This window comes from Micromonospora sp. DT15, from assembly GCF_049841475.1.
Lineage (GTDB): Bacteria > Actinomycetota > Actinomycetes > Mycobacteriales > Micromonosporaceae > Micromonospora.
Genome location: NZ_JBNCKJ010000007.1, coordinates 261,806 through 287,272, shown reverse-complemented (window position 1 = coordinate 287,272; position 25,467 = coordinate 261,806). Strand labels below are relative to the sequence as shown.

Here is a 25,467-nt window from a genome sequence, read left to right as displayed (position 1 = left end):
TCGGCGCGTCCAGGCCGCCCGGCCACGGCCGATGACCTATCCCTTCACCGCACCGGAGGTGAGGCCGGAGACGATGTACCGCTGGAGGAACTGGAAGACCAGCACCGTCGGGATCGCGGTCAGCAGGGTGCCGGCCGCGAAGATCCCGAAGTTGGTGTTCCGCTCGCCGCCCTGCAACATGCCCCGCATGCCGACCGCGAGGGTCTTGGCATCCGTGTCGGTGAGGAAGACGCTCGCCATCAGGAACTCGTTGATGGTGTTGATGAAGGCGAGCAGCCCGGTCACCGCGAGGATCGGCGCCACCAACGGCAGCATGATCCGGAAGAAGACCTGGGCGTGTGAGGCGCCGTCCACCGTGGCCGACTCGTCCAGCTCGCGGGGCAGGGTGTCGAAGAAGCCCTTCATCAGCCAGGTGTTCACGCCCAGCGCGCCACCCAGGTAGAGCAGCAACAGACCCCACGGGGTGTTGAAGCCGATGGCCGGCCACAGGTCGGTGATCGTGCCGAAGATCAGGAAGATCGCAACGATCGCGAGAAACTGCGGGAACATCTGGATCAACAGCAGTGACAGCAACCCCACCCGTCGCCCCTGAAACCGCATCCGGGAGAAGGCGTACGCCGCGAGCGCGGAGAGAAAGACCGAGGCGAACGCGGCCCCACCGGCGATGAGCAGCGAGTTCAGGAACCAGTCAGCGAACTCGGTGCGCGCGAACAGGTTCCCGAAGTTCTCCAACGACACCCCGCCGGTCGGCACCAACTCGGTGGACGACAGGGTGCCGAGCGGATTGAGCGCCGCCGAGACGACGAACACGAGCGGAAAGAGACTGAACAGCACGCCGAGCAGGCCGACCAGGTGCCGCCAGCCGACCTCGGCGAACCATCGCTTCTTACGCCTGCCCGCATTGCGGTCGACCGTCGTCGGGCCGTTCGCGCCGCCCGTGACGGCGGCGCCGGTGAGCATGGTCATGAGTACACCTCCTCCTGTTGGCGGGTCCGCCGGAAGCTGACCGCCGACACCACCGCGACGATGGCGAAGATGAACAGCGAGATGGCCGCGGCGAAGCCGAACTGTGCGGCCTGCCCACCGAACGCCAGCCGGTAGGTGTAGGTGATCAGCAGGTCGGTGGCGCCGTTGCTGGGGTTGTCCGCCGGGAATGGCGCGCCCTCGGTGGTCAGGTAGATCGCGTTGAAGTTGTTGAAGTTGAACGCGAACGACGAGATCAGCAGCGGCGAGAGCGCGACCAGCAGCAGCGGCAGGGTGACGGCCCGGAACGACTGCCAGCGCGACGCCCCGTCGACCGAGGTGGCCTCTGTCAACTCCCGTGGGATGGCCTGTAGAGCGCCGGTGGCCACCAGGAACATGTACGGGTAGCCGAGCCAGAGCTGCACCAGGATCACCGCGGCGCGGGCCGACCAGCCCTGCCCGAACCAGTCGACGCTGAGCCCGAACAGATTGTTGATCAGCCCGAAGTCGGTGTTGAACATGTCCCGCCAGACCAGGAGCATCGCGAAGGACGGCATGGCGTACGGCAGGATCAGCAACATCCGGTAGAGGTTGGTGCCCCGCATTCGGGGCGAGTGCAGCGCCAGGGCGATCGCCATGCCGAGGATGAACGTGCCGCCGGTGGAGCCGATGGCGAAGGCGAAGTTCCAGATCAGCGTGCGGAGGAACGGCCCGGAGATCCGCTCGTCGGTGAGCACCCGGGTGAAGTTGGACAGCCCGACGTTCACCTTCCAACCCTGGGCCAGCCGCTCGCCGTCGGCGGCGACGAACGCGCCGACCTCGCCGTCCGCGGTCCAGGTCCTGCCGCTGTCGCTGTCCTTGACGCAGTCGCAGCCCGCGTCGTACGCCCGGACGGCCTTGCCCTCGTACGCCCGGGACAGACCGGACGAGCGCAGCGCGCCTCCGGCCGTCGGCACCACCAGGTCCGTGATGTCCTTGCTGCGGGCGCTGGCCTGGCTGAAGTTCAGCACTGTGTAGCCGTCGGCCGCGGTGACCTTCCCGCCGGGGCCGACGGTGGCCGCGCCGGGATCGAGCGGGCGAAGGCCCTCGGCGTCGCCGACGGAGACCGTGTCGGTTCCTGGCTTGGTGATCAGGAAGACCAGGGCACCGGTGGCCGGATCGCCCTTGGTGGCGACCGACAACGGGTACTGGGTGGACCCCGGGACCTGCTTGACCGAGGAGCTCTGGATCGCGACGATCGCGTCGTCCTTGCTGCCTCGGTGGCCGTCGCCGAAGTTGGTGAAGGCCGTGCTCGCGGTGTAAAGCACCGGCACGACCTGGAAGGCGATCAGGAAGAGCGTGCCGGGGATGAGGTACTTCGCCGGGACGTGCCGGCGGCCCAGGTACAGATAGAACAGTGCGGCGGTGGTCAGCACCAGCACCGCCAGCCCGACCCACTTCTCGGCCGCCACGAGCGGGAAGGCCGCCCAGATCGCGATCCCGGCCACCAGGCCGAGCAGGATCACCTTCGCGGCGAGGCCGGTCGCGGTGATCGGCGCGTGGTTCCGCGCGGTACGGGTGGTGCGCGGGGACCCGGTGCGGACGGGCCCCCGGCCCGGGGCCTGCTGGGCAGGCCCCGGGCCGGACAGCGGTGTGCTCATTACTTGATCGAACCGGCGATCGTCTTGCCGGCCGCGGTAACCGTGCTGGTCGGGTCGGCGCCGCCGATGACGGCGGCCTCGGCCTTGCCGAACGGGTCCCAGATCGCGGCCATGGCCGGGATGGCCGGGAGCACCTGCCCGTTCTTGCCGGCCTCGATGAACTTGGCCAGGTCCGGGTCGCTGCTCTTGACCTGGTCAAGCGCGGCGGTCAGCGCCGGCGGGCGCGGGTCGGCCTGGTAGAGCGCCACGGCCAGCTCCGGCGTGGTGACGTAGTTGGCGACGAACTCCTGGGCGAGTGCCTTGTTCTTGCCCTTGGCCGCCACGTAGAAGGACTGGACGCCTACGAACGGCGCGGCCGCCTTGCCGCCGGCGAAGCCGGGAACGGCGGAGACGTCGTACTTGATGCCGGCCTTCTTCACGTCGGCGGTGGCCCACGGCCCGGAGACCAGGAAGGCGCACTTCTTGCCGGTGAAGGTGGCGGTCGAGTTGGTGTCGGCGATCGAGCGCTTCAGCACGCCCTCGCCCTTCTCGCCGAGCGCGGCGATCTTCTTGAACGCGGCGATCGACTCCGGCTTGCCCACGCCCAGGTCCTTCGGGTCGTAGTCGCCGTTCGCGGTGGTGCCGAAGAGGTAACCGCCGGCCGAGGTGTACAGCGGATAGATGTGGTACGCGTCGCCCTTCTGGCCGACCTGGAGGCAGAGCGTCTCGGTGACCTTCTTCTGCGCCTTGAGCTGCTTGCCGGTGGCGACCAGGTCCTCGATCGTCTTCGGTGCCTCGGGGGCCAGTTCGGTGTTGCGGATCAGCGCCAGGTTCTCCTGGGCATAGGGCACGCCGTAGAGCTGGCCGTTGAACGTGACGGCCTTGACGGCGGTCTCGTTGAAGGCGGCCTTCTGCTGGTCGGACAGCTGCACCGGGTCGATGGCACCGTTCTGGACCAGGTTGCCGATCCAGTCGTGCGCGCCGATCACCACGTCCGGGCCGCCGCCCTGGCTCGACACTGTCACGAAGTTGTTCTGAAGGTCCTCGTTCGGGACGGCCTGGACCTCGACGCTGACGCCGTTCTCCTGGCCGAACTTCTCGGCGAACGGCTTGAGGGCGGCGGTCCGCTTGTCGTCCGCCCAGATCACCAGTTTGCCGCCGGCGGCCTTGGGGGTCTCCTTCGCGGCCGGCTCGTCGCTGTCGCCACCGCAGCCTGAGGCGGCGAGCGCCAGGGCGAAGAGGGCGACCACACCCGCGGTACGGATGCGCATCGGTACTCCTGTCGTCATGGCGGCTCGCCGGGGACGGGCGGCTCGCCAGTGGAAAGCTGGAAGTTCTTGCCGATCGGCGCTTGGATGCTGCGCCGCTGCTCTCGCATGTTGCGGGGACGTTAGCAAGACGTTGCAAGTAATGGAAGGGCTTGCAGAGGACCCCGCAAGAACTTGCCGGTGGGCTAAAGTGCCGCCATGCGCGCTCGACTGTCCGACATCGCCCAGCAGGCCGAAGTCAGCGAGGCCACGGTGTCGCGGGTGCTCAACGACCGCCCCGGCGTGGCTCCGGAGACCCGGCAGGCCGTCCTCACCGCCCTCGACGTGCTCGGGTACGAGCGGCCGGCCCGGCTGCGTAAGCGCAGCGCCGGTCTCGTCGGCCTGGTGGTGCCGGAGCTGGACAACCCGATCTTTCCCGCCTTCGCCCAGGTCATCGAGTCCACTCTGGCGCAGAGTGGATTCACGCCGGTGCTCTGCACCCAGACCGCCGGCGGCGTGACCGAGGACGAGTACGTGGAGATGCTGCTGGACAGGCAGGTCTCCGGCATCGTCTTCGTCTCCGGACTGCACGCCGACACGGCCGCCAACCACGACCGCTACCGGGCACTGCTCGCCCGGCCGTTGCCGGTCGTGATGATCAACGGGTACGTGCCCGGCATCGGCGCGCCCTTCGTCTCCTGCGACGACCGGGAGGCGGCCGAGCTGGCAGTTGCCCACCTGGTCGCGCTCGGGCACCGACGGATCGGCCTGATCACCGGCCCGGACCGGTTCGTCCCGGTGCAGCGCAAGGTGGCCGCCTGGCGTTCCGCGATGACCCGGCTGGCCGGCGTCGCCGAAGCCGACCTGGGCCCGCTGGCCGAGCTGTCACTGTTCGGAGTGGAGGGTGGCGAGGCGGCGGCCGGCCGCCTGTTGGACCGCGGCGTCACCGGGGTGGTCTGCGGCTCCGACCTGATGGCGCTCGGCGCGATCCGGGCCGCCCGTCAACGCGGCCTCGACGTGCCCGGCGGCCTCTCCGTGGTCGGCTACGACGACTCCCCGCTGATGGCCTTCACCGACCCGCCGCTGACCACCATGCGGCAACCGGTCACCGCGATGGCGGTGGCCGCCGTCCGCGCCCTGGTGGACGAGATCAACGGGCACGGCGCCCCGCACTCGGAGTACCTGTTCCGCCCGGAGCTGGTGGTGCGTGGCTCCACGGCTGTCGCGCCGAGTCCCGCACGCTTGTCTTACGCAAGATCTGCTTGACTCTTGCAACGGCGGGCCGGCATATTGCTCGAATGATCAGCACCGCCACCCCACCGCAGACCACCACCGACGACGACTGGTGGCGCTCTGCGGTCGTCTACCAGGTGTACGTCCGCAGCTTCGCCGACAGCGACGGCGACGGCACCGGCGACCTCCAGGGCATCCGGCAGCGCCTGCCGTACCTGCGCGACCTCGGTGTGGACGCGCTCTGGCTGACCCCCTTCTACACCTCGCCGATGATCGACGGCGGGTACGACGTGGCCGACTACCGGGACGTCGACCCGATGTTCGGCACACTCGCCGACTTCGACGCGATGATCACTGACGCGCACGCCCACGGCCTTCGGATCATCGTCGACCTGGTGCCCAACCACACCTCCAGCGCGCACCACTGGTTCACCGCGGCGCTCGCCGCCGGCCCCGGCTCACCGGAGCGGGCCCGCTACCTCTTCGCCGACGGTCAGGGCACGCACGGCGAGTTGCCCCCGAACGACTGGGAGAGCATCTTCGGCGGCCCCGCCTGGACCCGGACCGCTGACGGTCAGTGGTATCTACACCTGTTCGACAGCTCGCAGCCGGACCTGAACTGGCGTCACCCGGAGGTCCGCGCCGAGTTCGAGGACGTGCTGCGGTTCTGGCTGGACCGGGGCGTCGACGGATTCCGCGTCGACGTCGCGCACGGCATGATCAAGGCGGAAGGGCTGCCGGACGTCGGCTTCAGCACGGCGACCACCGGCCAGCGCCAGGTCGAACTGCTCGGCAAGGGCCGGCTGCCCTACTTCGACCAGGACGAGGTGCACGAGATCTACCGGGCCTGGCGGCCCATCCTGGACAGCTACCCCGGCGGTCGGATGGCGGTCGCCGAGGCGTGGGCCGAGACGCCGCAGCGCCTGGCCCGCTACATCGGCCCGGACGAGTTGCACCAGGCGTTCAGCTTCGACTTCCTCGACGCCACCTGGTCGGCCGACTCGTTCCGCAAGGTGATCGACACGGCGTTGGCCGAGGCGACCGTCGTCGGAGCGCCCACCACCTGGGTGCTGTCCAACCACGACAAGCAGCGGCACGTCACCCGGTACGGCGACGGCGTCGAAGGGCTGCGCCGAGCCCGGGCCGCCAGCCTGCTGATGCTCGCCCTGCCCGGCTGCGCCTACCTCTACCAGGGCGAGGAACTGGGCCTGCCGGAGGTCCTCGACCTCCCCGACGAGCTGCGCCAGGATCCGGCGTTCCTGCGCACCGGCGAGAGCCGCGACGGCTGCCGGGTGCCCATCCCGTGGGACGGCGAGCTGGCTCCGTACGGCTTCGGACCGGCCGGCAGTGAGCTGAGCTGGCTACCCGCCCCGGCGCTCTGGCGGGCGCTGTCCGTCACGGCGCAGACCGGCGTGCCCGGCTCGACCCTGGAGCTGTACCGGACCGCGCTGCGGATCCGCCACGTTCATCCCGCGCTCGCCCTCGACGCCGACGGGGTCACCTGGCAGGAGAGCGAGCCGGGCGTGCTGGCCTTCTCCCGCTCCGCCGGCGCGACAGTGCTGACCTGCGTCGTCAACATGAGCGGCGCGCCGGTCCTGATCGACGGGTACGGTCAGCCGCTCGTCGCCAGCGACGAGCTCACCGAACAGGGCTCCGGCCGGCTGCTGCCAATTGACGCGGCAGTCTGGTTGGAACGGCGCTGAACGGGTAACTCGTTCTCGACCTGGTCGTTCGTCGTGCCCCGCGCCGACGGGCGACTGGGCTACCGGCCCCTTGTGGTGGGGGGTGAGGTGCCACCGGCGCCGCGCGGAGTCCGCTCCGCGTGGCGCCGGTGTCCGTGCACGCCGACCCAGGTCGTCACTTCGCGGTGAGCAACGCCGCGATCCGGGTGAAGCCGGCACGTACCTCGGCCTCGTCCGGCGCTTCGACGGGCTCACCGTGGCCGGCCTCGTCGGCTGCCGCGTCCAACTCCTCGTCGATCACGTCCTCGAAGTCGCCGTACAGGTCGGCCCCCTCCACCTGCCGGGCCTCATCCTCGGCGGCGACCTGCGCGGCGGCGATCTCGCTGCGGATCTCGTCGGCGGACAGCGCCGGCAGCAACGGCTCCACCACGGCCATCAACTGCTCCTCGGCCACCACCGCCTCGGCCAGGGCCAACGCGTGCGGTCGCTCGTACGGCCCGCAGACCACCGGCTCCCACTCGTCGATATCACCGAGCGGACCGAAGGTGATGATCCACGGCAGGCCGAGGAGCGGCGAGTCCGCCGGCAGGTCCAGTGTCATGAGTGCGCCCACCGGCTCATCATGGTCCGCGAACGCGAGCGGCGGCGCAGTTCTGCTCAGTTATCGCCCGTCCGACGGTCGATCGGCGGCCGGTCAGCCGGGGCGGACCGCGTCCAGGGCGGCGCGGACCAAAGCGAGCGCGGTGGCCGGTGGCACGCCGAGCCGGGCCGCCTCCGCCGCGTAACCGGCCGCCGCCCGCTGCAACCGGTCGACGGCGTCGTCCCGACCGGGGGCGACGAAGGTGCCGTTGCGCCCCCGGGTCTCCAGCAGCCCGGCCGCCTCCAGCTCCCGATAGGCGCGGGCCACCGTGTTCGCGGCCAACCGCAGGTCGGCCGCGAGCTGCCGGACGGTGGGCAGGCGGCTGCCCACCGGCAACCTGCCGTCGCCGATCAGCTCGGCGAGCTGCACGCGCACCTGCTCGTACGGGGGCACCGACGAGTCCGCGTCGACCGAGATCAGCACCTGCGCGCCTTCCGTCATCAGCCCGCACCGCCCGGCGTACCGGGGTCGATGCCCTCGTCGACATCCTTCGGCGGGGCGGGGGTCTCCGCCAGGTCCACCACTCGGCCGGTGGTGCTGGTCGCCAGGAGCGCCGCGCCGAACAACACCAACTGGTTGAGCAGGTAGAGGTACAGCAGCAGACCGACGGCGCCGGCCACCACGGTGTACGCCGGGTTCCGCTCGGTCCGCACCACGTAGTACCGGCCGACGGTGTTCAGCAGCGTGATGCCGACAGCGACGAGCAACACCACCGGGCGCAGCCGGGACCGGCTCATCCGCAGCCGGGGCACGGCGAGCAGCAACGCGGTGGCGAGCACTGTGTTGACCAGCACGCTGAGCACCGCGCTGATGGTGGTCAGACCCACCGAGCCGGTGCTGCGCAGCAGAAAACGCAGCAGCGACTCCAACGCGTCCACCGCCGCGACCGAGACGCCGAGCAGCACGAAGACGCCGACCATCACGCCCAGGTCGACGAGCCGCCGTACCACCAGATTGCCCGGCTGCTGGTTGAGCTGGTACATCAGCCGCTGCGAGGACCGGATGGCCTCGACCCAACCGATCCCGGTGAAGACCAGGATGACCAGGCCGACCACACCGACGGTGCCGCTGGAGTTGGCGATCTGCCCGGCGTCCAGGAACGGCAGATTCTCCTTGAGGAAGTCGGCCGCCGCCGCGCTGACCTCGTCGTTGTCCTCCAGGATCGCGCCAAAGACGGAGAACGCGACCAGGGCGAGGGCGAACACGGCGAAAAAGCCGTAGTAGGCGATCGCGGCGGCCAACCGGCCAGCCAGCACCTCGCCGTACAGCACCCCGGCCCGCCACACGTGATCGAAGAGCCCCGACCGGTGGCGCGCGGCGCTCACCCAGCGGTCGATGCCCGTCTCGATCCGGCCGATCACGTTCACGCGGTCATCCTCGCCGATCTCCCACCGCTGTAGTGGCAACCGGCTCCCGATGCTCGCCGGCCGGCGCGTCGCTGCTTCAGGTGCTGACGGCTCGAATGCCGGCGTTTCAGGTGCCGAGGCAGAAGTCCCGACGCGGCTGCCACCTGGCCTGCCCGCTGTGCGAGAAGAGGGTGAACCCGTCGACCTCGAACATCGCGGAGAAGTCGGCCAGATCCTCGTACACCCGGTCCAGGGCCTCCGGTGCCACGTCCTGAGCCACTGTGACGTGCGGATGGTACGGGAAGCGGAGTTCGCGGTGCAGGCCCGGCGCTGCGGCGATGGCCGCGGCCAGCAGCTCGCACTCGCTGATCCCGGCGGCCACCGCGACGAACACCACCTGGGTGACCGGACGGAACGTGCCGGTGCCCCGCAGGTGCAGGGTGAACGGCAGGTGCGCGGCGGCGACGGCGGCCAGGTGCCGCTCGACCGCCGGCAGGTTGGCCGTCCGGATCTCGGTGGGCCCGAGCAACGTCACGTGCGCGGGCACCGCCAGCGGATCACCGGCCTCGACCCGCCGCCGGGTGAGCAGGGCACCCCACGGCTCGGGGATGTCCACGGCGATGCCGATCTGGATGGTGTCGCCGGTCGGCGGCACCCCGCCACTGCGATCCACGCTTCGCGCCGCCCCTCCGAGCACCGAGCCGTCCACCTGTACCGCGGAGCTACTCGCCGCGCACGGGCGGGAAGAACCCGACCCGCTCGTACGCGGACCGCAGGGTCGCCGCGGCCACCGCGCGGGCCTTCTCCGCGCCGGCCGCGAGCAGCTTGTCCAACTGCGCCGGATCGTCGAGGTAGGCGCGGGTGCGCTCCTGGATCGGCCGGACGAAGTCCGTCACCACCTCGGCCAGCTCCTTCTTCAGATCGCCGTAGCCACGACCCGCGTAGGCGGCCACCAGCTCGTCGATGCTGCGGCCGCTGAGCGCCGAGTAGATGGTCAACAGGTTGGACACACCCGGCTTGGTCTCGGTGTCGAAGACGATTTCCCGACCGGTGTCAGTCACCGCCGAACGGATCTTCTTCGCGGACCGGGCCGGATCGTCGAGCAGGTCGATGATGCCGGCTGGCGAGGACGACGACTTCGACATCTTCGCGGTCGGGTCCTGCAGGTCGGTGATCTTGGCAGTGTCCTTGACGATGTGCGGCGCGGGCACCGTGAACGTCGCGCCGAACAGCGAGTTGAAGCGCTGGGCCAGATCCCGGGAGAGTTCCAGGTGCTGGCGCTGGTCCTCGCCGACCGGGACCGCGTTGGCCTGGTAGAGCAGGATGTCGGCGGCCTGGAGGACCGGATAGGTGAACAGCCCGACGCTGGCCCGCTCGTTGCCCTGCTTCTGCGACTTGTCCTTGAACTGGGTCATCCGGCTGGCCTCGCCGAAGCCGGTGATGCAACCGAGCACCCAGGCCAGCTGCGGGTGCTCGGGCACCTGCGACTGGACGAACAGCGTGCTGCGTTCCGGGTCGAGCCCGACCGCGAAGAGCTGGGCCGCGGCCACCCGGGTCCGCTGGCGCAGCAGCGCCGGATCGTGCCCCGCCGTGATGGCGTGCAGGTCCACCACGCAGTAGAACGCGTCGTGGGTGTCCTGTAGCGCCACCCAGTGCCGCACCGCGCCGAGATAGTTGCCGAGGTGGAACGAGTCGGCTGTCGGCTGGATGCCGGAGAAGACGCGGGGCCGGGCGGGAACGTCGGACATGGCGATAATTCTGTCAGCAAGCAACCCGGTCCGTCATGACGGGCCGGCGGGTCGGCTCCGGCCCGCCGGTGCCGGGGTGCTGACCTCGCGTGGTTCGCCAGCGCCGACCCGGCGCGTCGGCCCGACCGACACCCGGCGGTGCTGCCCCGTCACCGCCTCCCGAGCCGGCTCGGGGCCGCCCGCCGAGGCCGACGCGGCGTCGTACTCAAGGCGCTTGCCGGCGCCCTGCTCTCGGCGCTGGTCGGCGCTGCGGGCGGCGGAGACGGCGAGTTGGGCCACCCGGCGGCCGTCCAACGTGAGCACCCGCAACAGCCAGCCGGCCGGCAGCTCGGCCGGATCGGGTGCGCCGACCTCGGCGGGCTCACCCGGCACCGGCACCTCGTCACCGGTCACCGGGAGCCGGCCCAGCGCGGCCATGACGAACCCGCCCACCGTCTCGTACGGTCCGGCGGGAAGGGCCACCCCGGTCCGCTCGGCGAAGTCAGCGAGGTTGAGACGGCCGTCCACCACGGCGGGCAGGCCGGCACGCTCCGGGTCCGGGGTGGCGTCGTACTCGTCGTGGATCTCGCCGAAGAACTCCTCGATGAGGTCCTCCAGCGTGACGATCCCGGCCGTGCCGCCGTACTCGTCGACCACCACAGCGAGGTGCTGGCCCTCCCGGCGCATTTCGGTCAGCGCGGCGAGCACCCGTTTGCTGTCCGGTAGTCGCTTCACCTCCCGGGCCAACTCCCCGACGGTGACGCACGGGTCGGCGTCCGGGCGCAGCAGTACGTCACGGAGGTGCACGAAGCCGACCACGTCGTCGTGCGTGCCGTCGGTGACCGGGTAACGGGTGTGGGTTGCGGCGCGGACCAGTCGGGCGGCTTCGACGATTGTCATCCGTGCCGGGAGGAAGACCACCTCGGTGCGCGGCATCATCACCTCGCGGATCAGACTGGCACCGGCCACCAGGACCTCGTCGATGATCCGTCGCTCGTCCGGGTCGAGCACCGTGTTCGCCGCGACAAGGTCCCGCAGATCGGCCTCGGAGATGTGTTCCCGACCGGCCGTCGGACCGGTCCCGAGCAGGTCGGTGACGAGTCGGGTGGCGCCATCCGCGGCGCGAACCAGCACCCGGGCGACGCCCCGGGCGAGCGGGCCAGGGGCGCGGCGGGGGTGTGCCCGCGCGTTTCGCCGGAGCCCGGTACGGGCCGCTTCCCGCATGACAGAGATGGTAGACACCGTGGGCCCACCGCACCGGGGATCAGGCGGAGCGGCAGAGAGATGTTCGGCTCTGTTTAATCATGAGAGATTATGATGGAATGGGGTTGGCGGTGGCGACGGCGAGAGCGCCGGCCACCGCCCTAGTGTGATCACCGAAGGGCCACGTCCCGGGCGGGCCAGGCAGGAGGCAACGACGTGAAACTGCTCGTCACCGGGGGCGCCGGCTTCATCGGGAGCGTGGTGACCCGGATGCTGCTCGACGCGGGTCACCAGGTGGTCATCCTGGACGACCTGCGTACCGGCCACCGCGAGGCCCTCGCGCCGGACGCCACCCACGTGGAGGCGTCCATCCACGACGCCGCACAGGTCATCACCGCGGACGCCGGTTTCGACGGCGTGCTGCACTTCGCGGCCCTGATCGCCGCCGGCGAGTCGATGGTCAAGCCGGAGCTGTACTGGCACAACAACACCATCGGCACGCTCGCCCTGATCGACGCGGTCCGGGCCGCCGGGGTGCCCCGGATGGTCTTCTCCTCCACCGCCGCCGTCTACGGCAACCCCACCGAGCTGCCCATCACCGAAAACGCGGTCAAGGCACCCACCAACACGTACGGCGCCACCAAACTCGCCGTCGACATGGCACTCACCTCCGAGGCGATCGCGCACGGGCTGGCCGCCGTGTCGCTGCGCTACTTCAACGTGGCCGGCGCCCACCTCGACGGCGACATCACCCTCGGCGAGCGACACGACCCGGAGACGCACCTGATCCCGATCGCACTGGACGTCGCCGCCGGCCGGCGGGACAAGCTCCAGCTCTTCGGTGACGACTACCCCACAGTGGACGGCACCTGCGTCCGCGACTACATCCACGTCGCCGACCTGGCCCGCGCGCATCTGCTGGCGCTGGACGCGGCCACCGGCGGTCAGCACCGGATCTACAACCTGGGCAACGGCAACGGCTTCACCAACCGCCAGGTCGTCGACGTGGTGCGCGAGGTCACCGGGCACCAACTGCCCGTCGAGGTCGCGCCGCGCCGCGAGGGCGACCCGGCCGAGTTGGTCGCATCCTCCGCACTGGCCCGCGACGAGCTGGGCTGGGTGCCGCAGAAGCCGACACTGCACGACATGGTCGGGGATGCCTGGGCGTTCTACCGCACGCACATCCTGGGCCAGTCATGACCCACCCGAGCAGTGATGTCGCCGAGCGGGCCGCGGCCGGCTTTTCCGCGCAGTTCGGTGCCCAGGCCACCGGCCGCTGGGCCGCCCCTGGGCGGGTCAACCTGATCGGTGAGCACACCGACTACAACGAAGGCTTCGTGCTGCCCTTCGCCCTGCCGATGCGCACCGTCGTCGCCGCCGACCGGCAGGACGGCGAGCACTGGACGGTCTGGTCCGAACTGTCCGGCGAGTCGATCACCTTCGGCGCGGAGGACGTCGCCGAGCCGGGCCGCGTCTCCGGCTGGGGCGCGTACGTCGCGGGTGTGGTCTGGGCGCTACGCGAGGCCGGTCACCCGGTGCCCGGTGCCCGGCTGGCGATCGCCTCCGACGTGCCGCTGGGCGCCGGGCTCTCCTCCTCGGCCGCGCTGGAGTCGGCAGTGCTGTCCGCCCTGCTCGACCTCGGCGAGCTGGAGCTCGCCCCGGAACTGCAACCCCGGCTGGCGCAACGGGCGGAGAACGTCTACGTGGGCGCGCCGACCGGCATCATGGACCAGTCCGCGGCGATCCGCTGCCGCGCCGGGCACGCCCTCTTCCTGGACTGTCGGGACGAGTCGGTCGAGCACATCCCGTTCGACCTCGACGCCGACGGGCTGGCTGTGCTGGTCATCGACAGCCGTGCGCCGCACCGCCACGCCGACGGGGAGTACGCGGCCCGCCGTCGCTCCTGCGAGGCCGGGGCCAACGCGCTCGGTGTCACAGCGCTGCGGGACGTGAGCATCGACCAGCTCGACGCCGCGCTGGCACGGCTCGACGACGAGGAGACCCGGCGACGGGTCCGGCACGTGGTGACCGAGGACCAGCGCGTACTGGACACGGTGGCGTTGCTCCGCGCCGCCCGGGTCCGCGACATCGGCCCGCTGCTGACCGCCTCCCACGCCTCGATGCGCGACGACTTCGAGATCACCGTCCCGGAGATCGACACCGCGGTCGAGGCAGCGTTGGCAGCCGGCGCGCTGGGTGCCCGGATGACCGGCGGCGGCTTCGGCGGCTGCGTACTCGCGCTGATCGAGGCAGACAGTGCCGACGCGGTAGCCGCTGCCGTGTCCGACGCGTACGCGCAACGAGGTTTCACCGCCCCCGGCACCGTGACGGTCCTCCCCTCCCCCGGCGCCACCCGCCTGCCCTAACCCCACCCCACCCACCCACCCCCACCCCACCCGGGGCCGGCGGTGATCAAGAGGTTTGCGTCAATTCGAGCCCGGATCCTGACGCGAACCTCTTGATCACCCCTCTCAGGCGGGGCGGGGGGAGGGGGCGGGGGCGGGCGGCGGCGGTTGTGGAGATCGTGCTGGTTCATGGATGTAGTGGCCTCGCCCAACGGGCGAGGCCACTACATCCTGGATCGAGCGCGATCTTGCGCGGGCAGCGCGGGTGCGGCGCGGGTTGGGGTTAGCTCGCTTCGACGATCATGGCGGCGCCTACCGTGCGGTTGGTCGCCTCGTCGATGATGACGAAGCCGCCGGTGGTGCGGTTACGGCGGTACTCGTCGGCCAGCAGCGGCACCGTCGTGCGCAGTCGCACCCGACCGATCTCATTGAGCCGCAGTTCGTCGGCGGACTCGTCGCGGTGCAGGGAGTTGATGTCCAGCCGGTAGTGCAACCCGCGCACGATCGCCCGTGCCGACCGGGTGGTGTGCTTGATCGCGTACCGGCCACCGACCCGTAGCGGGGCAGTCTCGTCCATCCAGCAGACCATCGCCTCGATGTCCTGGGCCACCGCCGGAGCGTTGTTCGGCCGGCAGATCAGGTCACCCCGCGAGATGTCGATCTCGTCGGCCAGTCGTACCGTCACCGACATCGGCGGGAACGCCTCCGCGACCGGCCCGTCGGCGGTCTCCACGGCGGCGATCCGGCTGGTGAAGCCGGAGGGCAGCACCATCACCTCGTCGCCCGGCTTCAGCACGCCGGAGGCGACCTGGCCGGCGTAGCCGCGGTAGTCGGTGACAGTGGTGGACTGCGGACGGATCACGTACTGCACCGGGAACCGGACGTCGACCAGGTTGCGGTCGCTGGCGATGTGCACCCGCTCCAGGTGGTGCAGCAGCGACGGGCCCTCGTACCAGGGCATGTTGTCCGACCGGGTGACGATGTTGTCGCCGCGCAACGCGGAGACCGGCACCACTGTCAGGTCCGGTACGTCGAGCTTCGCCGCGAAGGCGGTGAACTCGTCGGCGATCCGCTCGTAGACCTCCTGCGACCAGTCGACGAGGTCCATCTTGTTGACACAGAGGACCAGGTGCGGCACCCGCAGCAGCGAGCAGAGGAACGCGTGCCGGCGGGACTGCTCGACGAGGCCCTTACGCGCGTCCACCAGGATCAACGCCAGGTCCGCCGTCGAAGCGCCGGTGACCATGTTGCGGGTGTACTGGATGTGGCCCGGGGTGTCGGCGATGATGAACTTGCGCCGGGGGGTGGCGAAGTACCGGTACGCCACGTCGATGGTGATGCCCTGCTCCCGCTCGGCACGCAGACCGTCGGTGAGCAACGCCAGGTTGGTGTATTCGTCGCCGCGGGCCGCGCTGACCGCCTCCACGGCGGCCAGCTGGTCGGTGAAGAGCGACTTGGTGTCGTAGAGCAGCCGCCCGATCAGGGTCGACTTCCCGTCGTCCACGCTGCCGGCGGTGGCGAACCGCAGCAGGTCCATCGGCCGGGCCTCCGGCCCGGCGCCGGCAACAGCCCGCGCGTCCGCGCTCGCGGCGGCCACGATCTCGGTACTCATCAGAAGTAGCCCTCCCGCTTGCGGTCCTCCATGGCGGCCTCGCTGACCCGGTCGTCACCACGGGTGGCGCCGCGCTCGGTGATCCGGGTGGCCGCCACCTCCTCGATGACCTTCTCCACGGTGTCCGCGTCGGAGCGGACCGCGGCGGTGCAGGAGGCGTCGCCGACGGTGCGGTAGCGCACCTGTGCCTTGAACCGCTCCTCACCCGCGCGGGGGCGGAAGAACTCGTTGACGGCGTAGAACATGCCGTCCCGTTCGATCACCTCGCGCTCGTGCGCGTAGTAGATCGACGGCAGCGGGATGCGTTCCCGGGCGATGTAGTGCCACACGTCCAGCTCGGTCCAGTTGGACAGCGGGAAGACCCGGATCGACTCGCCCGGGTGGTGCCGGCCGTTGTACAGCGACCACAGCTCCGGCCGCTGGTTCTTCGGGTCCCACTGACCGAACTCGTCGCGGAAGCTGAACACCCGCTCCTTCGCCCGGGCCTTCTCCTCGTCCCGGCGGGCGCCACCGAACAGCGCGTCGAAGCGGTGCTTCTCCACCGCGTCCAGCAGCACCGGTGTCTGGATCCGGTTGCGCATGCCGTCACCGGACTCCCGGACCATGCCGCTGGCCAGGGCCTCCGGCACGCTCGCCACCACGAGTTGCAACCCCAGCTCGGCGACCCGTTGGTCGCGGTATTCCAGGACCTCGGGGAAGTTGTGCCCGGTGTCGACGTGCATCACCGGGAAGGGGATGTTGGCGGGGGCGAACGCCTTCTGCGCGAGCCGCAGCATGACGATCGAGTCCTTGCCACCGGAGAAGAGCATCACCGGGCGTTCCATCTCGGCGACCACCTCGCGCATCACGAAGATGCTCTCCGCTTCCAAGGCGTCCAGGTGGGAGACCTGGTACGCCGCGGGGGTGGTCATGACACCGGCTCGATTCGCTCGCTCATCCGATTTCCAGACCTTTCCGGTCGGACATGTCAAGAAAGTGCGCTCAGGCTACCCGGAATGTTTCTGCAGCGCTGCAAGCAACCGGGTGGCGAGATCTTTGCGGCAGACCAGGAGGTCGGGCAGCCGCGGATCCGCCTCGTTGTATTTCAGCGCAGAACCGTCGATCCGGGAAGCGTGCAGTCCGGTGGCCGTCGCCACAGCGATCGGGGCCGCCGAGTCCCACTCGTACTGCCCACCTGCGTGGATGTACGCGTCCACCTCGCCGGTGACCACTGCGGCGATCTTCGCGCCGGCCGAGCCCATCGGCACCAGATGCGCCCCGACGTCCTCGGCCAGATCGGTCAGGAAGACCGGCGGACGGCTCCGGCTCGCGGCCAGGCGGATCTTCCGCTCGCCGGCCGTCGCCGCCTCCACTGTCATCGGCGGGTATGCCGGCGGGTAGTCGGTGCCCAGCACCCGGTGCTGCGCCGGCAACCCCACCGCCCCGGCGACGAGCCCGTGCGGGCTCGGCGCGTTGCGCGCCCAGAGCGCCACGTGCACCGCCCAGTCCGAGCGGCCCTCCTCGGAGAACTCCCGGGTGCCGTCCAACGGGTCGATGATCCACACCCGGTCCGCGTTCAGCCGGGACACCGCGCCGGTGTTCACCTCCGCAGCCCAGGCCAACCGCGACCCCTCGTCCTCCTCGGAGAGCACCGCGTCACCCGGACGCCACTTCGCCAACTCCGTGCGGATCAGGTCGTGCGACACCTTGTCCCCGGCCGACTTCAGCGCACCGCCGTCGGCGAAACCCATCTCCGTGCGCAGGTCGAGCAGCGCCTGCCCGGCCCGGGACGCCAACCATCGGGCGAACGCGCCATCGATCATCGGAGGACTGCTCATCTGTCCGCTCCCGTCGCCTCGCCGCGCTGCCCGCACGGGCCGATCCGCCGCGACTCGCGTCGCCGGTCGCGGCACGCTGAAAGGCGCAGACTACCGGCCCGCCGTTTCCGATTCGGGTACGCCCCGCCCGGCTCAGCCGCCGTGGTAGAGGTTCTGGGTCGGCTCCACGCCCTTGACGATCACCGACTCCACCACGTCGGCGGCCCGGTCCACCAGGAAATCCAACTCCTTGCGCTCGGCCGCGCCAAAATCCGACAGCACGTAATCCGCCGGATCCTGCCGCCCCGGCGGTCGGCCGACGCCGAACCGCACCCGGGCGTAGTCCTTGGTCCCCAACGACTTCGACATCGAGCGCAGGCCGTTGTGCCCGCCCTCGCCGCCGCCGAACTTGACCCGCACCTGGCCGAAGTCGATGTCCAGCTCGTCATGCACCGCGATCACCTGCGCGGGCGGCACCTTGTAGAACTGGGCCAGGGCGGCGACCGGCCCGCCGGACAGGTTCATGTACGTCAGTGGCTTGACCAGCACCAGCTTCGGCCCACCGAACCCCAGCCGCGCCTCGGCCACCTCGGCCACCGCCCGCTTGTGCCGGCCGAAACGCGCACCCACCCGCCCGGCCAGCAGTTCCGCCACCATGAACCCGACGTTGTGCCGGTTGCCGGCGTACTCCCGGCCCGGGTTGCCCAGGCCGACCACCAGCCACGGCCCCGCCTCGTCTGTCACGACCCGTCCTCTCCGACGCCCAACGCAGCGACTCCCGATATGCCGACAGGCGCCCCCGAACATCCGGGGACGCCTGTCGCACAGTACGAACCGATCAGGCCTCGGTGCGCGCCTCGGTCGTCTCGGCGCCCTCGGCCGGGGCCTCGTCCGCGCCCTCGGAGCCCTCGGTGGTCTCGCCGACCTCGGCCTCGGCCTCGTCGGTGGCAACCTCGACGTCGGGCAGCGTCGCCTCGAGCTGCTCGGCGGTCGGGGCGGCGGTCACCGACGCGACGGTCAGATCCGAGTCGGCGGCCAGCTCGACGCCGGAGGGCAGCGTGACATCGCCGGCGGTCACCTGGGTGCCCGCCTCCATGCCCTCGATCGACGCCTCGAGGTGGTCCGGAACCTTGGTGGCGTCCGCGGTCACCGACAGGGTGTCGTGGTCGTGCACGATCAGGGTGTCCCGGGCGGCCTCGCCGGTCAGCTGGACCGGGACCTCGACGGTGACCTTCTCGCCCCGACGGACCAGGATCAGGTCGACGTGATCGAAGGTGTCGCGGATCGGGTCACGCTGGATCGCCTTCGGCAGCGCCAGCACCTGGGTGCCGTCGGTGATGTCGATCGCGAAGAGCTGGTTGGCACCGCCCTTGCGGATCGCGGCGGCGAACTCCCGCGACGGCAGCGCGATGTGCTTCGGCTTCTCGCCGTGGCCGTACAGCACGGCAGGCACCTTGCCGGCCCGGCGGGTACGGCGGGCACCACCCTTGCCGAACTCGGTACGGGGCTCGGCGCTGATCTTTACCTCGGACACGGGGAAACTCCTGATGCTTTTCGCTGCGGCGGCTTGTCGTCTAACGGTGCTGGGCGAGGGGCTCGCTGGGGCTCATGCGTCATGAACGACTGCCCGGAGCACCGCGTCGATGACGGTGCCTCCGTGCGGCGCTTTTCAGCGGCCCGCCGGGCACCCTCGCCGTGGCAACCGCACCAGTCTACCCGAGCTGTTTCCAGGGTTTCCGGCAGTCCCCGATCACGGCTCAAGACCGGCGCGTCGGTGGCGTTCCCACCAGCGTGCCGGCCCCGTTTCCACCAGTTTGACAGCCCCGCCCCCCACCGGCACGCCGAGTGGGGAAACGGGGCTCAGGCTCAGCTCAGGCCACCGAAGAGGGTGGTAACCGAACCGTCGTCGAAGACCTCGCGGATCGCCCGCGCCAGCAGCGGCGCGATCGACAGCACGGTGAGCTTGTCCAGTTGCTTCTCCGGGGGGAGCGGCAGGGTGTTCGTCACCACGATCTCGCTGATCGAGCTGTTCTTGAGCCGCTCGGTGGCCGGGTCGGACAGCAGCGCGTGGGTGGACGCGACAACGATCTCCGCCGCGCCCGACTCTTTGAGGATGTCCGCGGCCTTGGCGATGGTGCCACCGGTGTCGATCATGTCGTCGACGATCAGGCAGACCCGGCCTTCCACCTCGCCGACGACCCGGTTCGCCACGACCTGGTTCGGCTTCATCGGGTCACGGGTCTTGTGGATGAACGCCAGCGGGCACCCGCCCAACCGGTCGGTCCACCGCTCGGCCACCCGCACCCGCCCCGAATCCGGTGCCACCACCGTCATCGGCCGTCCGGCGTACTTGTGCTCCACGTACTCGGCGAGGATGTCCATCGCGAAGAGGTGGTCCACCGGGCCGTCGAAGAAGCCCTGGATCTGCGCGGTGTGCAGGTCGACGGTGAGGATGCGGTTCGCGCCGGCGGTCTTCAGCAGGTCCGCCACCAGGCGGGCAGAGATCGGCTCCCGACCACGGTGCTTCTTGTCCTGGCGGGCGTACGGGTAGAACGGCAGCACCACGGTGATCCGCTTGGCCGACCCCCGCTTCAGCGCGTCCACCATGATCAGGGTCTCCATGACCCAGGTGTTCACCCCGTGCGTGACGGACTGGACCACGAAGGCGTCCGAACCACGTACCGAGTCCTTGAACCGTACGAAGATCTCGCCGTTGGCGAACTCGTACGCGTCGGCGGGCGTCGGCGCGACGCCGAGCACCTCGCCGATCTCCTTGGCCAACTCCGGAAAGCCACGTCCGGAAAAGAGCATCAGGCTTTTGCGGTTTTCGGCGACGATGCTGCCCATGGGCCCGTCTGCTCCCGTTATGTCGGCGGTACCCGACCCGGTGGTGGTGGGTCGGGGACTATTCGGTTGCAGTATCTCCCGCGCCGGATGCGCCGCCCACCGTCTCGGTCGCCCCGTGGATTGCCTCACTGTGGCTTGCAACACCAGTCGTACCGGCCGCACCCTTCGCGTCGCGGGCCCGCTGCGCCGCCTCCGCCGCGGCAGTGCCGGCGCGTCGCTTGACGACCCAGCCCTCGATGTTGCGCTGGCGCGCCCGGGCGACGCCCATCGCCCCGGCCGGCACGTCGTCGACGATCACCGAACCAGCCGCCGTGTACGCCCCGTCGCCCACCTCGACCGGCGCCACGAACATGTTGTCCGCGCCGGTCCGCGCGTGGCTGCCGATCACCGTGCGGTGCTTGTTGACCCCGTCGTAGTTCACGAAGACGGACGCGGCGCCGATGTTGGTCTGCTCGCCGATCGTCGCGTCGCCGACGTACGTCAGGTGCGGCACCTTCGCGCCAGCGCCGATCTGCGAGTTCTTCACCTCGACGAACGTGCCGATCTTCGCCTTCTCGGCCAGCTGGGCGGCCGGCCGCAGGTACGCGTACGGCCCGACGGTCGCGCCCGCGCCCACCTCGGCGCCGACGGCGTGGCTGCGGATCACCGACGCGGCGGGGCCGACGATCGTGTCGATCAGGGTGACATCCGGCCCGATCAGCGCGCCCGCGCCGATCACCGTGCCGCCGCGCAACTGGGTGTTCTGGTCGATCACCGCGTCCCGGTCCAGCGCGACCGTCACGTCGATCCAGGTGGTGGCGGGGTCGAGCAGGCTCACCCCGGTGCGCATCCACGCCTCGTTGATCCGGTCGCGCAGCAGCCGCCGCAGCGTGGCCAGCTCCACCCGGTCGTTGCAGCCCAACGTCTCGACGTGGTCCACGGCGACGTGCACCGCCACCGGCTCACCGGCGGAACGGAGCAGACCGAAGACGTCGGTCAGGTACTCCTCGCCCTGGTCGTTGTCGGTGGAGAGCTTGCCCAGCGCCTCGCGCAGCCGCACCGCGTCGAACGCGTAGATGCCGGCGTTGATCTCCCGGATCGCGCGCTGCGTCGGGTCGGCGTCGCGTTCCTCGACGATCTGCTCCAGGCGCCCGTCGGCGTCCCTGACGATCCGCCCGAGGCCGGTCGGGTCGGGCACCTCGGCGGCCAGCACCGTGGCCGCCGCGGCGGCCTCCTCGTGCGCGGTCACCAGCGCGCCCACCGTCTCCGGCCGCAGCAGGGGCACGTCACCGTTGATCACCACGACGGTGCCGGCACCTTCCGGTACGGCCTCCAGCGCGATCCGTACGGCATGCCCGGTGCCGAGCTGCTCGGCCTGGAGCACCGGAGTGGCGTCCGGGGCGATCTCGGACAGGTGCGCCCGCACCTGGTCGGCGCCGTGCCCCACCACGACGACGGTGCGGTCAGCGCCCAACGGGGCGGCGGCGCTCAGCACGTGACCGAGGAGCGTCCGGCCGAGCAGGGGGTGCAGCACCTTGGGCAGTGTCGACTTCATCCGCTTGCCCTCACCGGCGGCAAGCACGACGACGGTACGGAGGTGGGGCTGGGGCACGACGTGGCTCCCGTCGGGACGGCGGACACTCTCGCGGCCATGCTAGCCGCGAGGCCCGGCACGTTTCCCTCTTACCCCCACCGGGCCCCAAAACGGACGCAGGTGGGCAGCTCGGCCGCCAGGGTTCGAACCTGAAATACGGGTACCAAAGACCCGGGTGTTGCCAATTACACCACGGCCGATCACCGACGCGAGCACGTCGCACGAGGGATGGACACCTCGCCGCTACACCTTAGCGCCCCGGCCGTCGGGCGCCAGCGCTCATCCCACCGCACGGCGAGCGGTCGATGCCGTGAACGGTCCAGGGGTCGTCGGCCCGCACCTCGGCCACCCCCGGACCGGGTTGGTCGGGTCTCCGCGACCGGACCGTTTGACCTGCGACTTCATACAGTTACGCGAAGGCGATTTCAAACTTCCAGATGCGATCTACGGTGCCGTAAGTTACGGTGACGTAGGCGTAACTTAGTGATCGTTACCATCCCCCTGCGAGGTCCCATGTCCACTGCTGTACTCGATCCCAACACCGCCGGATCCGGCCCCAAGCCACTCACCGACGGCAGCCAGTCCCCCGGCATCCTGGCCGCCCTCTGGGCTTTCGTGGTGATCCCCTTCGTCGCTCTGCTGGTCGCCGTTCCGGTGGCGTGGGGCGGCTGGCTCGGCTGGACCGACGTGATCATCGGCCTCGTCTGGTACGTCGTCTCCGGGCTCGGCATCACCGTCGGCTTCCACCGCTACTTCACCCACGGCTCGTTCAAGGCCAAGCGGTGGCTGCGGGTGACTCTGGCGGTCGCGGGTTCGCTGGCGGTACAGGGCGAGATCATTCAGTGGGTCGCCGACCATAGGCGCCACCACGCGTTCTCCGACCTGGAGGGTGACCCGCACTCGCCGTGGCGCTTCGGCACCAGCTTCTGGGCGTTGACCCGGGGCCTGTTCCACGCACACGTGGGCTGGCTCTTCCGCCGGGAGCTGTCCAACCGCGCGCGTTTCGCACCGGACCTCATCGCCGACCGGGACATCAGCCGGGTCGACCGACTCTTCCCCGCGCTGGTGGCCATCTCGCTGCTCGGCCCGGCGCTGATCGGCGGCCTGGTGACCTGGTCCTGGCAGGGCGCGCTGACCGCGTTCTTCTGGGCCGGGCTGGTCCGGATCGGCCTCCTGCACCACGTCACCTGGGCGATCAACTCGGTGTGCCACGTCTACGGTGAGCGTCCGTTCGCGATGCGCCAGGGCGACCGCGCGTCGAACTTCTGGCCGCTGGCGATCCTGTCGTTCGGCGAGAGCTGGCACAACCTGCACCACGCCGACCCCACCAGCGCCCGGCACGGCGTGCTGCGCGGTCAGGTGGACATCTCCGCCCGGGTGATCTGGTTGTTCGAGAAGACCGGCGCGGCAACACAGGTGCGCTGGCCAAAGCCCGAGCGCCTCGCCGCCAAGCTGGTGAAGCCGGTCGCACCCCGCTGAAACCGGGCGGTGCCAGAGGATGCCGCCTGGCAGGATGGCCGGGTGACCGAGCCATGCGGGGGCACCAGGCGGCTCGGCCGGCGGGAGCCGAGCCCGATCCGGGTACGGTCGAACGGCGCGTCAGGGCGGTCGAACCGCCCGACAGTTAGGCGACGACGTGAACGGGCACAGCGGAGGAACCATTCCACGGCAGGGCGTCACCGAGCGCCAGCGAGGCGGCGACATGCCTGAGGTCAGCGACGAGCAGGCGGCAGCTGTCGGCGGCCGACGGACGACGCCGACGGCGGCACCGAAAGCCAAACCTCCCTCCCGGATCCGCATGTCGGCGGCCCAACGCCGGGAACAGTTGATCGCGACCGGCCGGCAACTCTTCGCGGAACGCGGTTTCGACGCCACCTCCATCGAGGAGGTGGCGGCCCGCGCCAAGGTCTCCAAGCCGGTGGTTTACGAGCACTTCGGTGGCAAGGAAGGGCTCTACGCGGTGGTGGTGGACCGGGAGGTCCGGGCCCTGCTCGACCGGATCACCACGGCGTTGACCGCCGGGCATCCGCGGGAGCTCCTGGAACAGGCGGCGCTCGCCCTCCTGACCTACATCGAGGAGGAGACCAGCGGTTTCCGGGTGCTGGTCCGCGAGTCGCCGCTGATGTCCGGCACGGCCACCTTCAGCAGCGTCATGAACGACGTGGCGCACCAGGTCGAGCACATCCTGGGCGCCGAGTACAAGAGCCGCGGGTACGACCCGAAGCTCGCCGAGCTGTACTCGCAGGCGCTTGTCGGCATGGTGGCGTTGACCGGCCGCTGGTGGTTGGAGGTGCGTAAGCCGCGCAAGGAGACGGTGGCGGCGCACCTCGTCAACCTGGCCTGGAACGGGTTGTCGCACCTGGAGGCCAAGCCGACGCTGATCACCGCGCGGCGCAACTGACCCCGATCAGCGGCGGTGCACGTCGGCCACCGGGTGCTTGCGGTGCTCCAACTCCGCCTCGGCGGATTCCGGTGGGCCGACCTTGTCGTAGAGGCCGGTGCCGAGCAGGATCAGGCCGAACAGCATCGACACGATCACTGTCGACATCGAGAAGTTGAGAAAGTTCCCTCCGGTCTGCAGCACCGACATCATCAGGATGCTGGTCACCAGGAACACCACGCCCGCCGTGAGGTTCATGTAGTGGCCGAGGTTGGTACGCCGCGAGGCCCCGATGATCAGGACGACCCCGAAGATCACCGAGGCCAGCGAGAAGGCCAGGTTGGTCCGGAGCCCGAGGGCCCAGGTGCTGTTACGGGCGAAGAGCGGGTCCCCGATCGTCTCGGCGACGCCCCACACGCCGAAGACCAGGATGTAGACGCCGATCAGCCCGGAGAGGACCCGGTAGAGCGGCCGTGCCGGATGGTTGACCGGAAAATGCGGCATGCCCAGACCCCCTGAAGTGACCGTTTCAGGGGAATTGTCGCCCAGGGTCCAGTCAACTGTCCGAGAAAGCCACAAAGCCGGAAGGGGTCCGCCGAATGGCTGGACCAGGTCAGGTTTTCCGCCGGAGCCCGAGCTGCGCAGGGATCAAGCCTGACCGCCCGGAGCAGCTCGGGCTCCGGCGGAAAACCCTAGACCGCAACCCAAGAAGATCAGAGAACGAGACGAGCCTTCTGGAACGCCTCCGCCTCGTCATCCGTGCCGACCTTGCCGTACATGCCGACCATGAGCAGCACCAGGGCTGCCGTCATCACCACGACCACAGTGGTGATGCTGAAGTTGAAGATGTTGGCGTCGGTCCGGATGAACGCGAGACCGGCCAGGCTGACCACCATGAGGCCGTACGCCAGCCACTGGTTGATCGCCACGTCGATGTTGCGGCCAAGCGCGGTGCCGACCAGCACGACGACCCCGACCAGCACGCTGAACAGCGAGAAGCCGAGGTTGGTGCCCTGACCGAGGACCCGGGTGTCGTCCTGGGCGAGGATCTCGTTGCCGGTGCTGGCGATGATGCCGAGCACCCCGAAGACGACCAGGTACAGACCGGTCAGCCCGCCGATCGCCCGGTAGATCGGCCGCGCGGGGTGGTTGACGGGGGTGTGTGCCATGTCTGTGTCTCCAACGCCGTGGGGTAGGTGTCGCCGACGATTGTCTCGCATGTGGTGGTGTGACGCCGCACACGGGGGCCGGGCC

24 protein-coding genes and 1 tRNA gene are annotated in these 25,467 nt (G+C 70.1%); 6 read left to right on the top strand and 19 right to left on the bottom strand.

All coding sequences use genetic code 11. The features are described from left to right. Positions 1-36: 36 nt before the first annotated feature. From ACLQ3F_RS17895 to ACLQ3F_RS17885, 3 genes are read right to left on the bottom strand one after another with little or no spacing between them, the layout of a single operon-like run. A complete protein-coding gene (locus ACLQ3F_RS17895) occupies positions 37-966 on the bottom strand; it encodes a sugar ABC transporter permease (RefSeq protein ID WP_425850182.1) in 930 nt (309 codons plus the stop codon). After that, positions 963-2,603, bottom strand: coding sequence for an ABC transporter permease subunit (locus tag ACLQ3F_RS17890; RefSeq protein WP_357199961.1), 1,641 nt, complete (start codon positions 2,601-2,603; stop codon positions 963-965). The genes ACLQ3F_RS17895 and ACLQ3F_RS17890 overlap by 4 nt, the downstream gene beginning before the upstream one ends. Continuing rightward, a complete protein-coding gene (locus tag ACLQ3F_RS17885; protein WP_355010193.1) occupies positions 2,603-3,853 on the bottom strand; it encodes a sugar ABC transporter substrate-binding protein in 1,251 nt (416 codons plus the stop codon). Before ACLQ3F_RS17885 ends, ACLQ3F_RS17890 begins: the two co-directional genes overlap by 1 nt. A 195-nt stretch (positions 3,854-4,048) precedes the next feature. Between ACLQ3F_RS17885 and ACLQ3F_RS17880 the strand changes: the two genes are divergently transcribed. Further along, complete coding sequence (locus ACLQ3F_RS17880) at positions 4,049-5,095, top strand: LacI family DNA-binding transcriptional regulator (RefSeq protein WP_357199958.1); 1,047 nt, start codon at positions 4,049-4,051, stop codon at positions 5,093-5,095. Between the two features lie 32 nt (positions 5,096-5,127). Further along, positions 5,128-6,765: a glycoside hydrolase family 13 protein gene (locus ACLQ3F_RS17875; RefSeq protein WP_425850177.1), complete on the top strand. Its 1,638-nt coding sequence runs from the start codon at positions 5,128-5,130 to the stop codon at positions 6,763-6,765. 154 nt (positions 6,766-6,919) lie between these two features. On the opposite strand, the gene ACLQ3F_RS17870 is transcribed toward ACLQ3F_RS17875, so the two are convergent. The 6 genes from ACLQ3F_RS17870 to ACLQ3F_RS17845 all read right to left on the bottom strand — a co-directional run bounded on the left by ACLQ3F_RS17870 (position 6,920) and on the right by ACLQ3F_RS17845 (position 11,681). After that, complete coding sequence (locus ACLQ3F_RS17870) at positions 6,920-7,357, bottom strand: hypothetical protein (protein WP_357199953.1); 438 nt, start codon at positions 7,355-7,357, stop codon at positions 6,920-6,922. 81 nt (positions 7,358-7,438) lie between these two features. After that, the gene (locus tag ACLQ3F_RS17865; protein ID WP_357199950.1) at positions 7,439-7,825 is read right to left on the bottom strand and encodes a GntR family transcriptional regulator; all 387 of its coding nucleotides are present in this window, start codon (positions 7,823-7,825) and stop codon (positions 7,439-7,441) included. Further along, complete coding sequence (locus tag ACLQ3F_RS17860; RefSeq protein ID WP_425850174.1) at positions 7,825-8,751, bottom strand: YihY/virulence factor BrkB family protein; 927 nt, start codon at positions 8,749-8,751, stop codon at positions 7,825-7,827. The genes ACLQ3F_RS17865 and ACLQ3F_RS17860 overlap by 1 nt, the downstream gene beginning before the upstream one ends. Positions 8,752-8,857: 106 nt before the next feature. After that, positions 8,858-9,439 (bottom strand): 2'-5' RNA ligase family protein, encoded by a 582-nt coding sequence (locus tag ACLQ3F_RS17855; RefSeq protein WP_387351020.1) that lies wholly within the window; start codon positions 9,437-9,439, stop codon positions 8,858-8,860. Positions 9,440-9,452: 13 nt separating this feature from the next. Next, positions 9,453-10,478 carry a tryptophan--tRNA ligase gene (gene trpS / locus ACLQ3F_RS17850; RefSeq protein WP_357199942.1) on the bottom strand — a complete coding sequence of 342 codons (1,026 nt, stop codon included), beginning with the start codon at positions 10,476-10,478 and terminating at the stop codon, positions 9,453-9,455. A 33-nt stretch (positions 10,479-10,511) separates the two neighbouring features. Beyond that, the gene (locus tag ACLQ3F_RS17845; RefSeq protein ID WP_425850170.1) at positions 10,512-11,681 is read right to left on the bottom strand and encodes a hemolysin family protein; all 1,170 of its coding nucleotides are present in this window, start codon (positions 11,679-11,681) and stop codon (positions 10,512-10,514) included. A gap of 195 nt (positions 11,682-11,876) precedes the next feature. Here ACLQ3F_RS17845 and galE point away from each other — a divergent pair, with 195 nt between their 5' ends. Next, entirely contained in the window at positions 11,877-12,860 is a 984-nt protein-coding gene (gene galE / locus ACLQ3F_RS17840) for a UDP-glucose 4-epimerase GalE (RefSeq protein ID WP_425850168.1), read from the top strand. Next, positions 12,857-14,026 (top strand): galactokinase, encoded by a 1,170-nt coding sequence (gene galK / locus ACLQ3F_RS17835; protein WP_425850166.1) that lies wholly within the window; start codon positions 12,857-12,859, stop codon positions 14,024-14,026. The genes galE and galK overlap by 4 nt, the downstream gene beginning before the upstream one ends. Positions 14,027-14,288: 262 nt before the next feature. Here the strand turns inward: galK and ACLQ3F_RS17830 are convergent, their stop codons facing one another. The 8 genes from ACLQ3F_RS17830 to ACLQ3F_RS17795 all read right to left on the bottom strand — a co-directional run bounded on the left by ACLQ3F_RS17830 (position 14,289) and on the right by ACLQ3F_RS17795 (position 22,033). After that, positions 14,289-15,542, bottom strand: coding sequence for a sulfate adenylyltransferase subunit 1 (locus tag ACLQ3F_RS17830; RefSeq protein ID WP_355010213.1), 1,254 nt, complete (start codon positions 15,540-15,542; stop codon positions 14,289-14,291). 74 nt (positions 15,543-15,616) lie between these two features. Next, positions 15,617-16,528 (bottom strand): sulfate adenylyltransferase subunit CysD, encoded by a 912-nt coding sequence (gene cysD / locus ACLQ3F_RS17825; protein WP_124862940.1) that lies wholly within the window; start codon positions 16,526-16,528, stop codon positions 15,617-15,619. A gap of 75 nt (positions 16,529-16,603) precedes the next feature. Further along, positions 16,604-17,434, bottom strand: a complete 831-nt coding sequence (locus tag ACLQ3F_RS17820) for a 3'(2'),5'-bisphosphate nucleotidase CysQ (protein ID WP_357199928.1) — start codon at positions 17,432-17,434, stop codon at positions 16,604-16,606. A 132-nt stretch (positions 17,435-17,566) separates the two neighbouring features. Then, positions 17,567-18,157: an aminoacyl-tRNA hydrolase gene (gene pth / locus ACLQ3F_RS17815; protein ID WP_357199925.1), complete on the bottom strand. Its 591-nt coding sequence runs from the start codon at positions 18,155-18,157 to the stop codon at positions 17,567-17,569. Between the two features lie 94 nt (positions 18,158-18,251). After that, positions 18,252-18,947, bottom strand: coding sequence for a 50S ribosomal protein L25/general stress protein Ctc (locus tag ACLQ3F_RS17810; RefSeq protein ID WP_357199922.1), 696 nt, complete (start codon positions 18,945-18,947; stop codon positions 18,252-18,254). A gap of 332 nt (positions 18,948-19,279) precedes the next feature. Further along, positions 19,280-20,260: a ribose-phosphate diphosphokinase gene (locus ACLQ3F_RS17805; RefSeq protein ID WP_030329105.1), complete on the bottom strand. Its 981-nt coding sequence runs from the start codon at positions 20,258-20,260 to the stop codon at positions 19,280-19,282. A gap of 58 nt (positions 20,261-20,318) precedes the next feature. Beyond that, entirely contained in the window at positions 20,319-21,851 is a 1,533-nt protein-coding gene (glmU, locus tag ACLQ3F_RS17800) for a bifunctional UDP-N-acetylglucosamine diphosphorylase/glucosamine-1-phosphate N-acetyltransferase GlmU (protein ID WP_357199919.1), read from the bottom strand. A 110-nt stretch (positions 21,852-21,961) separates the two neighbouring features. Further along, positions 21,962-22,033, bottom strand: a tRNA-Gln gene (locus ACLQ3F_RS17795). A 313-nt stretch (positions 22,034-22,346) separates the two neighbouring features. Between ACLQ3F_RS17795 and ACLQ3F_RS17790 the strand changes: the two genes are divergently transcribed. Next, on the top strand, positions 22,347-23,312 hold the full coding sequence (locus ACLQ3F_RS17790) for an acyl-CoA desaturase (RefSeq protein WP_355010209.1): 966 nt from the start codon (positions 22,347-22,349) through the stop codon (positions 23,310-23,312). Positions 23,313-23,535: 223 nt separating this feature from the next. After that, a complete protein-coding gene (locus ACLQ3F_RS17785) occupies positions 23,536-24,234 on the top strand; it encodes a TetR family transcriptional regulator (protein ID WP_425850162.1) in 699 nt (232 codons plus the stop codon). A gap of 6 nt (positions 24,235-24,240) precedes the next feature. Here the strand turns inward: ACLQ3F_RS17785 and ACLQ3F_RS17780 are convergent, their stop codons facing one another. Together ACLQ3F_RS17780 and ACLQ3F_RS17775 are read right to left on the bottom strand one after the other, a co-directional pair. Continuing rightward, on the bottom strand, positions 24,241-24,717 hold the full coding sequence (locus tag ACLQ3F_RS17780; RefSeq protein WP_357199912.1) for a DUF4383 domain-containing protein: 477 nt from the start codon (positions 24,715-24,717) through the stop codon (positions 24,241-24,243). A gap of 209 nt (positions 24,718-24,926) precedes the next feature. After that, a complete protein-coding gene (locus ACLQ3F_RS17775; RefSeq protein ID WP_355005148.1) occupies positions 24,927-25,382 on the bottom strand; it encodes a DUF4383 domain-containing protein in 456 nt (151 codons plus the stop codon). Positions 25,383-25,467: the final 85 nt, after the last annotated feature.

What these genes read in the sequence shown, in the direction of transcription:
- ACLQ3F_RS17895 (WP_425850182.1), bottom strand. Translation starts at nt 966, where the DNA reads ATGACCATGCTCACCGGCGCCGCCGTCACGGGCGGCGCGAACGGCCCG.
- ACLQ3F_RS17890 (WP_357199961.1), bottom strand. Translation starts at nt 2,603, where the DNA reads ATGAGCACACCGCTGTCCGGCCCGGGGCCTGCCCAGCAGGCCCCGGGC.
- ACLQ3F_RS17885 (WP_355010193.1), bottom strand. Translation starts at nt 3,853, where the DNA reads ATGCGCATCCGTACCGCGGGTGTGGTCGCCCTCTTCGCCCTGGCGCTC.
- ACLQ3F_RS17880 (WP_357199958.1), top strand. Translation starts at nt 4,049, where the DNA reads ATGCGCGCTCGACTGTCCGACATCGCCCAGCAGGCCGAAGTCAGCGAG.
- ACLQ3F_RS17875 (WP_425850177.1), top strand. Translation starts at nt 5,128, where the DNA reads ATGATCAGCACCGCCACCCCACCGCAGACCACCACCGACGACGACTGG.
- ACLQ3F_RS17865 (WP_357199950.1), bottom strand. Translation starts at nt 7,825, where the DNA reads ATGACGGAAGGCGCGCAGGTGCTGATCTCGGTCGACGCGGACTCGTCG.
- trpS (WP_357199942.1), bottom strand. Translation starts at nt 10,478, where the DNA reads ATGTCCGACGTTCCCGCCCGGCCCCGCGTCTTCTCCGGCATCCAGCCG.
- ACLQ3F_RS17845 (WP_425850170.1), bottom strand. Translation starts at nt 11,681, where the DNA reads ATGCGGGAAGCGGCCCGTACCGGGCTCCGGCGAAACGCGCGGGCACAC.
- galK (WP_425850166.1), top strand. Translation starts at nt 12,857, where the DNA reads ATGACCCACCCGAGCAGTGATGTCGCCGAGCGGGCCGCGGCCGGCTTT.
- ACLQ3F_RS17830 (WP_355010213.1), bottom strand. Translation starts at nt 15,542, where the DNA reads ATGGACCTGCTGCGGTTCGCCACCGCCGGCAGCGTGGACGACGGGAAG.
- cysD (WP_124862940.1), bottom strand. Translation starts at nt 16,528, where the DNA reads ATGACCACCCCCGCGGCGTACCAGGTCTCCCACCTGGACGCCTTGGAA.
- ACLQ3F_RS17820 (WP_357199928.1), bottom strand. Translation starts at nt 17,434, where the DNA reads ATGAGCAGTCCTCCGATGATCGATGGCGCGTTCGCCCGATGGTTGGCG.
- ACLQ3F_RS17805 (WP_030329105.1), bottom strand. Translation starts at nt 20,260, where the DNA reads ATGGGCAGCATCGTCGCCGAAAACCGCAAAAGCCTGATGCTCTTTTCC.
- ACLQ3F_RS17790 (WP_355010209.1), top strand. Translation starts at nt 22,347, where the DNA reads ATGTCCACTGCTGTACTCGATCCCAACACCGCCGGATCCGGCCCCAAG.
- ACLQ3F_RS17785 (WP_425850162.1), top strand. Translation starts at nt 23,536, where the DNA reads ATGCCTGAGGTCAGCGACGAGCAGGCGGCAGCTGTCGGCGGCCGACGG.
- ACLQ3F_RS17780 (WP_357199912.1), bottom strand. Translation starts at nt 24,717, where the DNA reads ATGCCGCATTTTCCGGTCAACCATCCGGCACGGCCGCTCTACCGGGTC.
- ACLQ3F_RS17775 (WP_355005148.1), bottom strand. Translation starts at nt 25,382, where the DNA reads ATGGCACACACCCCCGTCAACCACCCCGCGCGGCCGATCTACCGGGCG.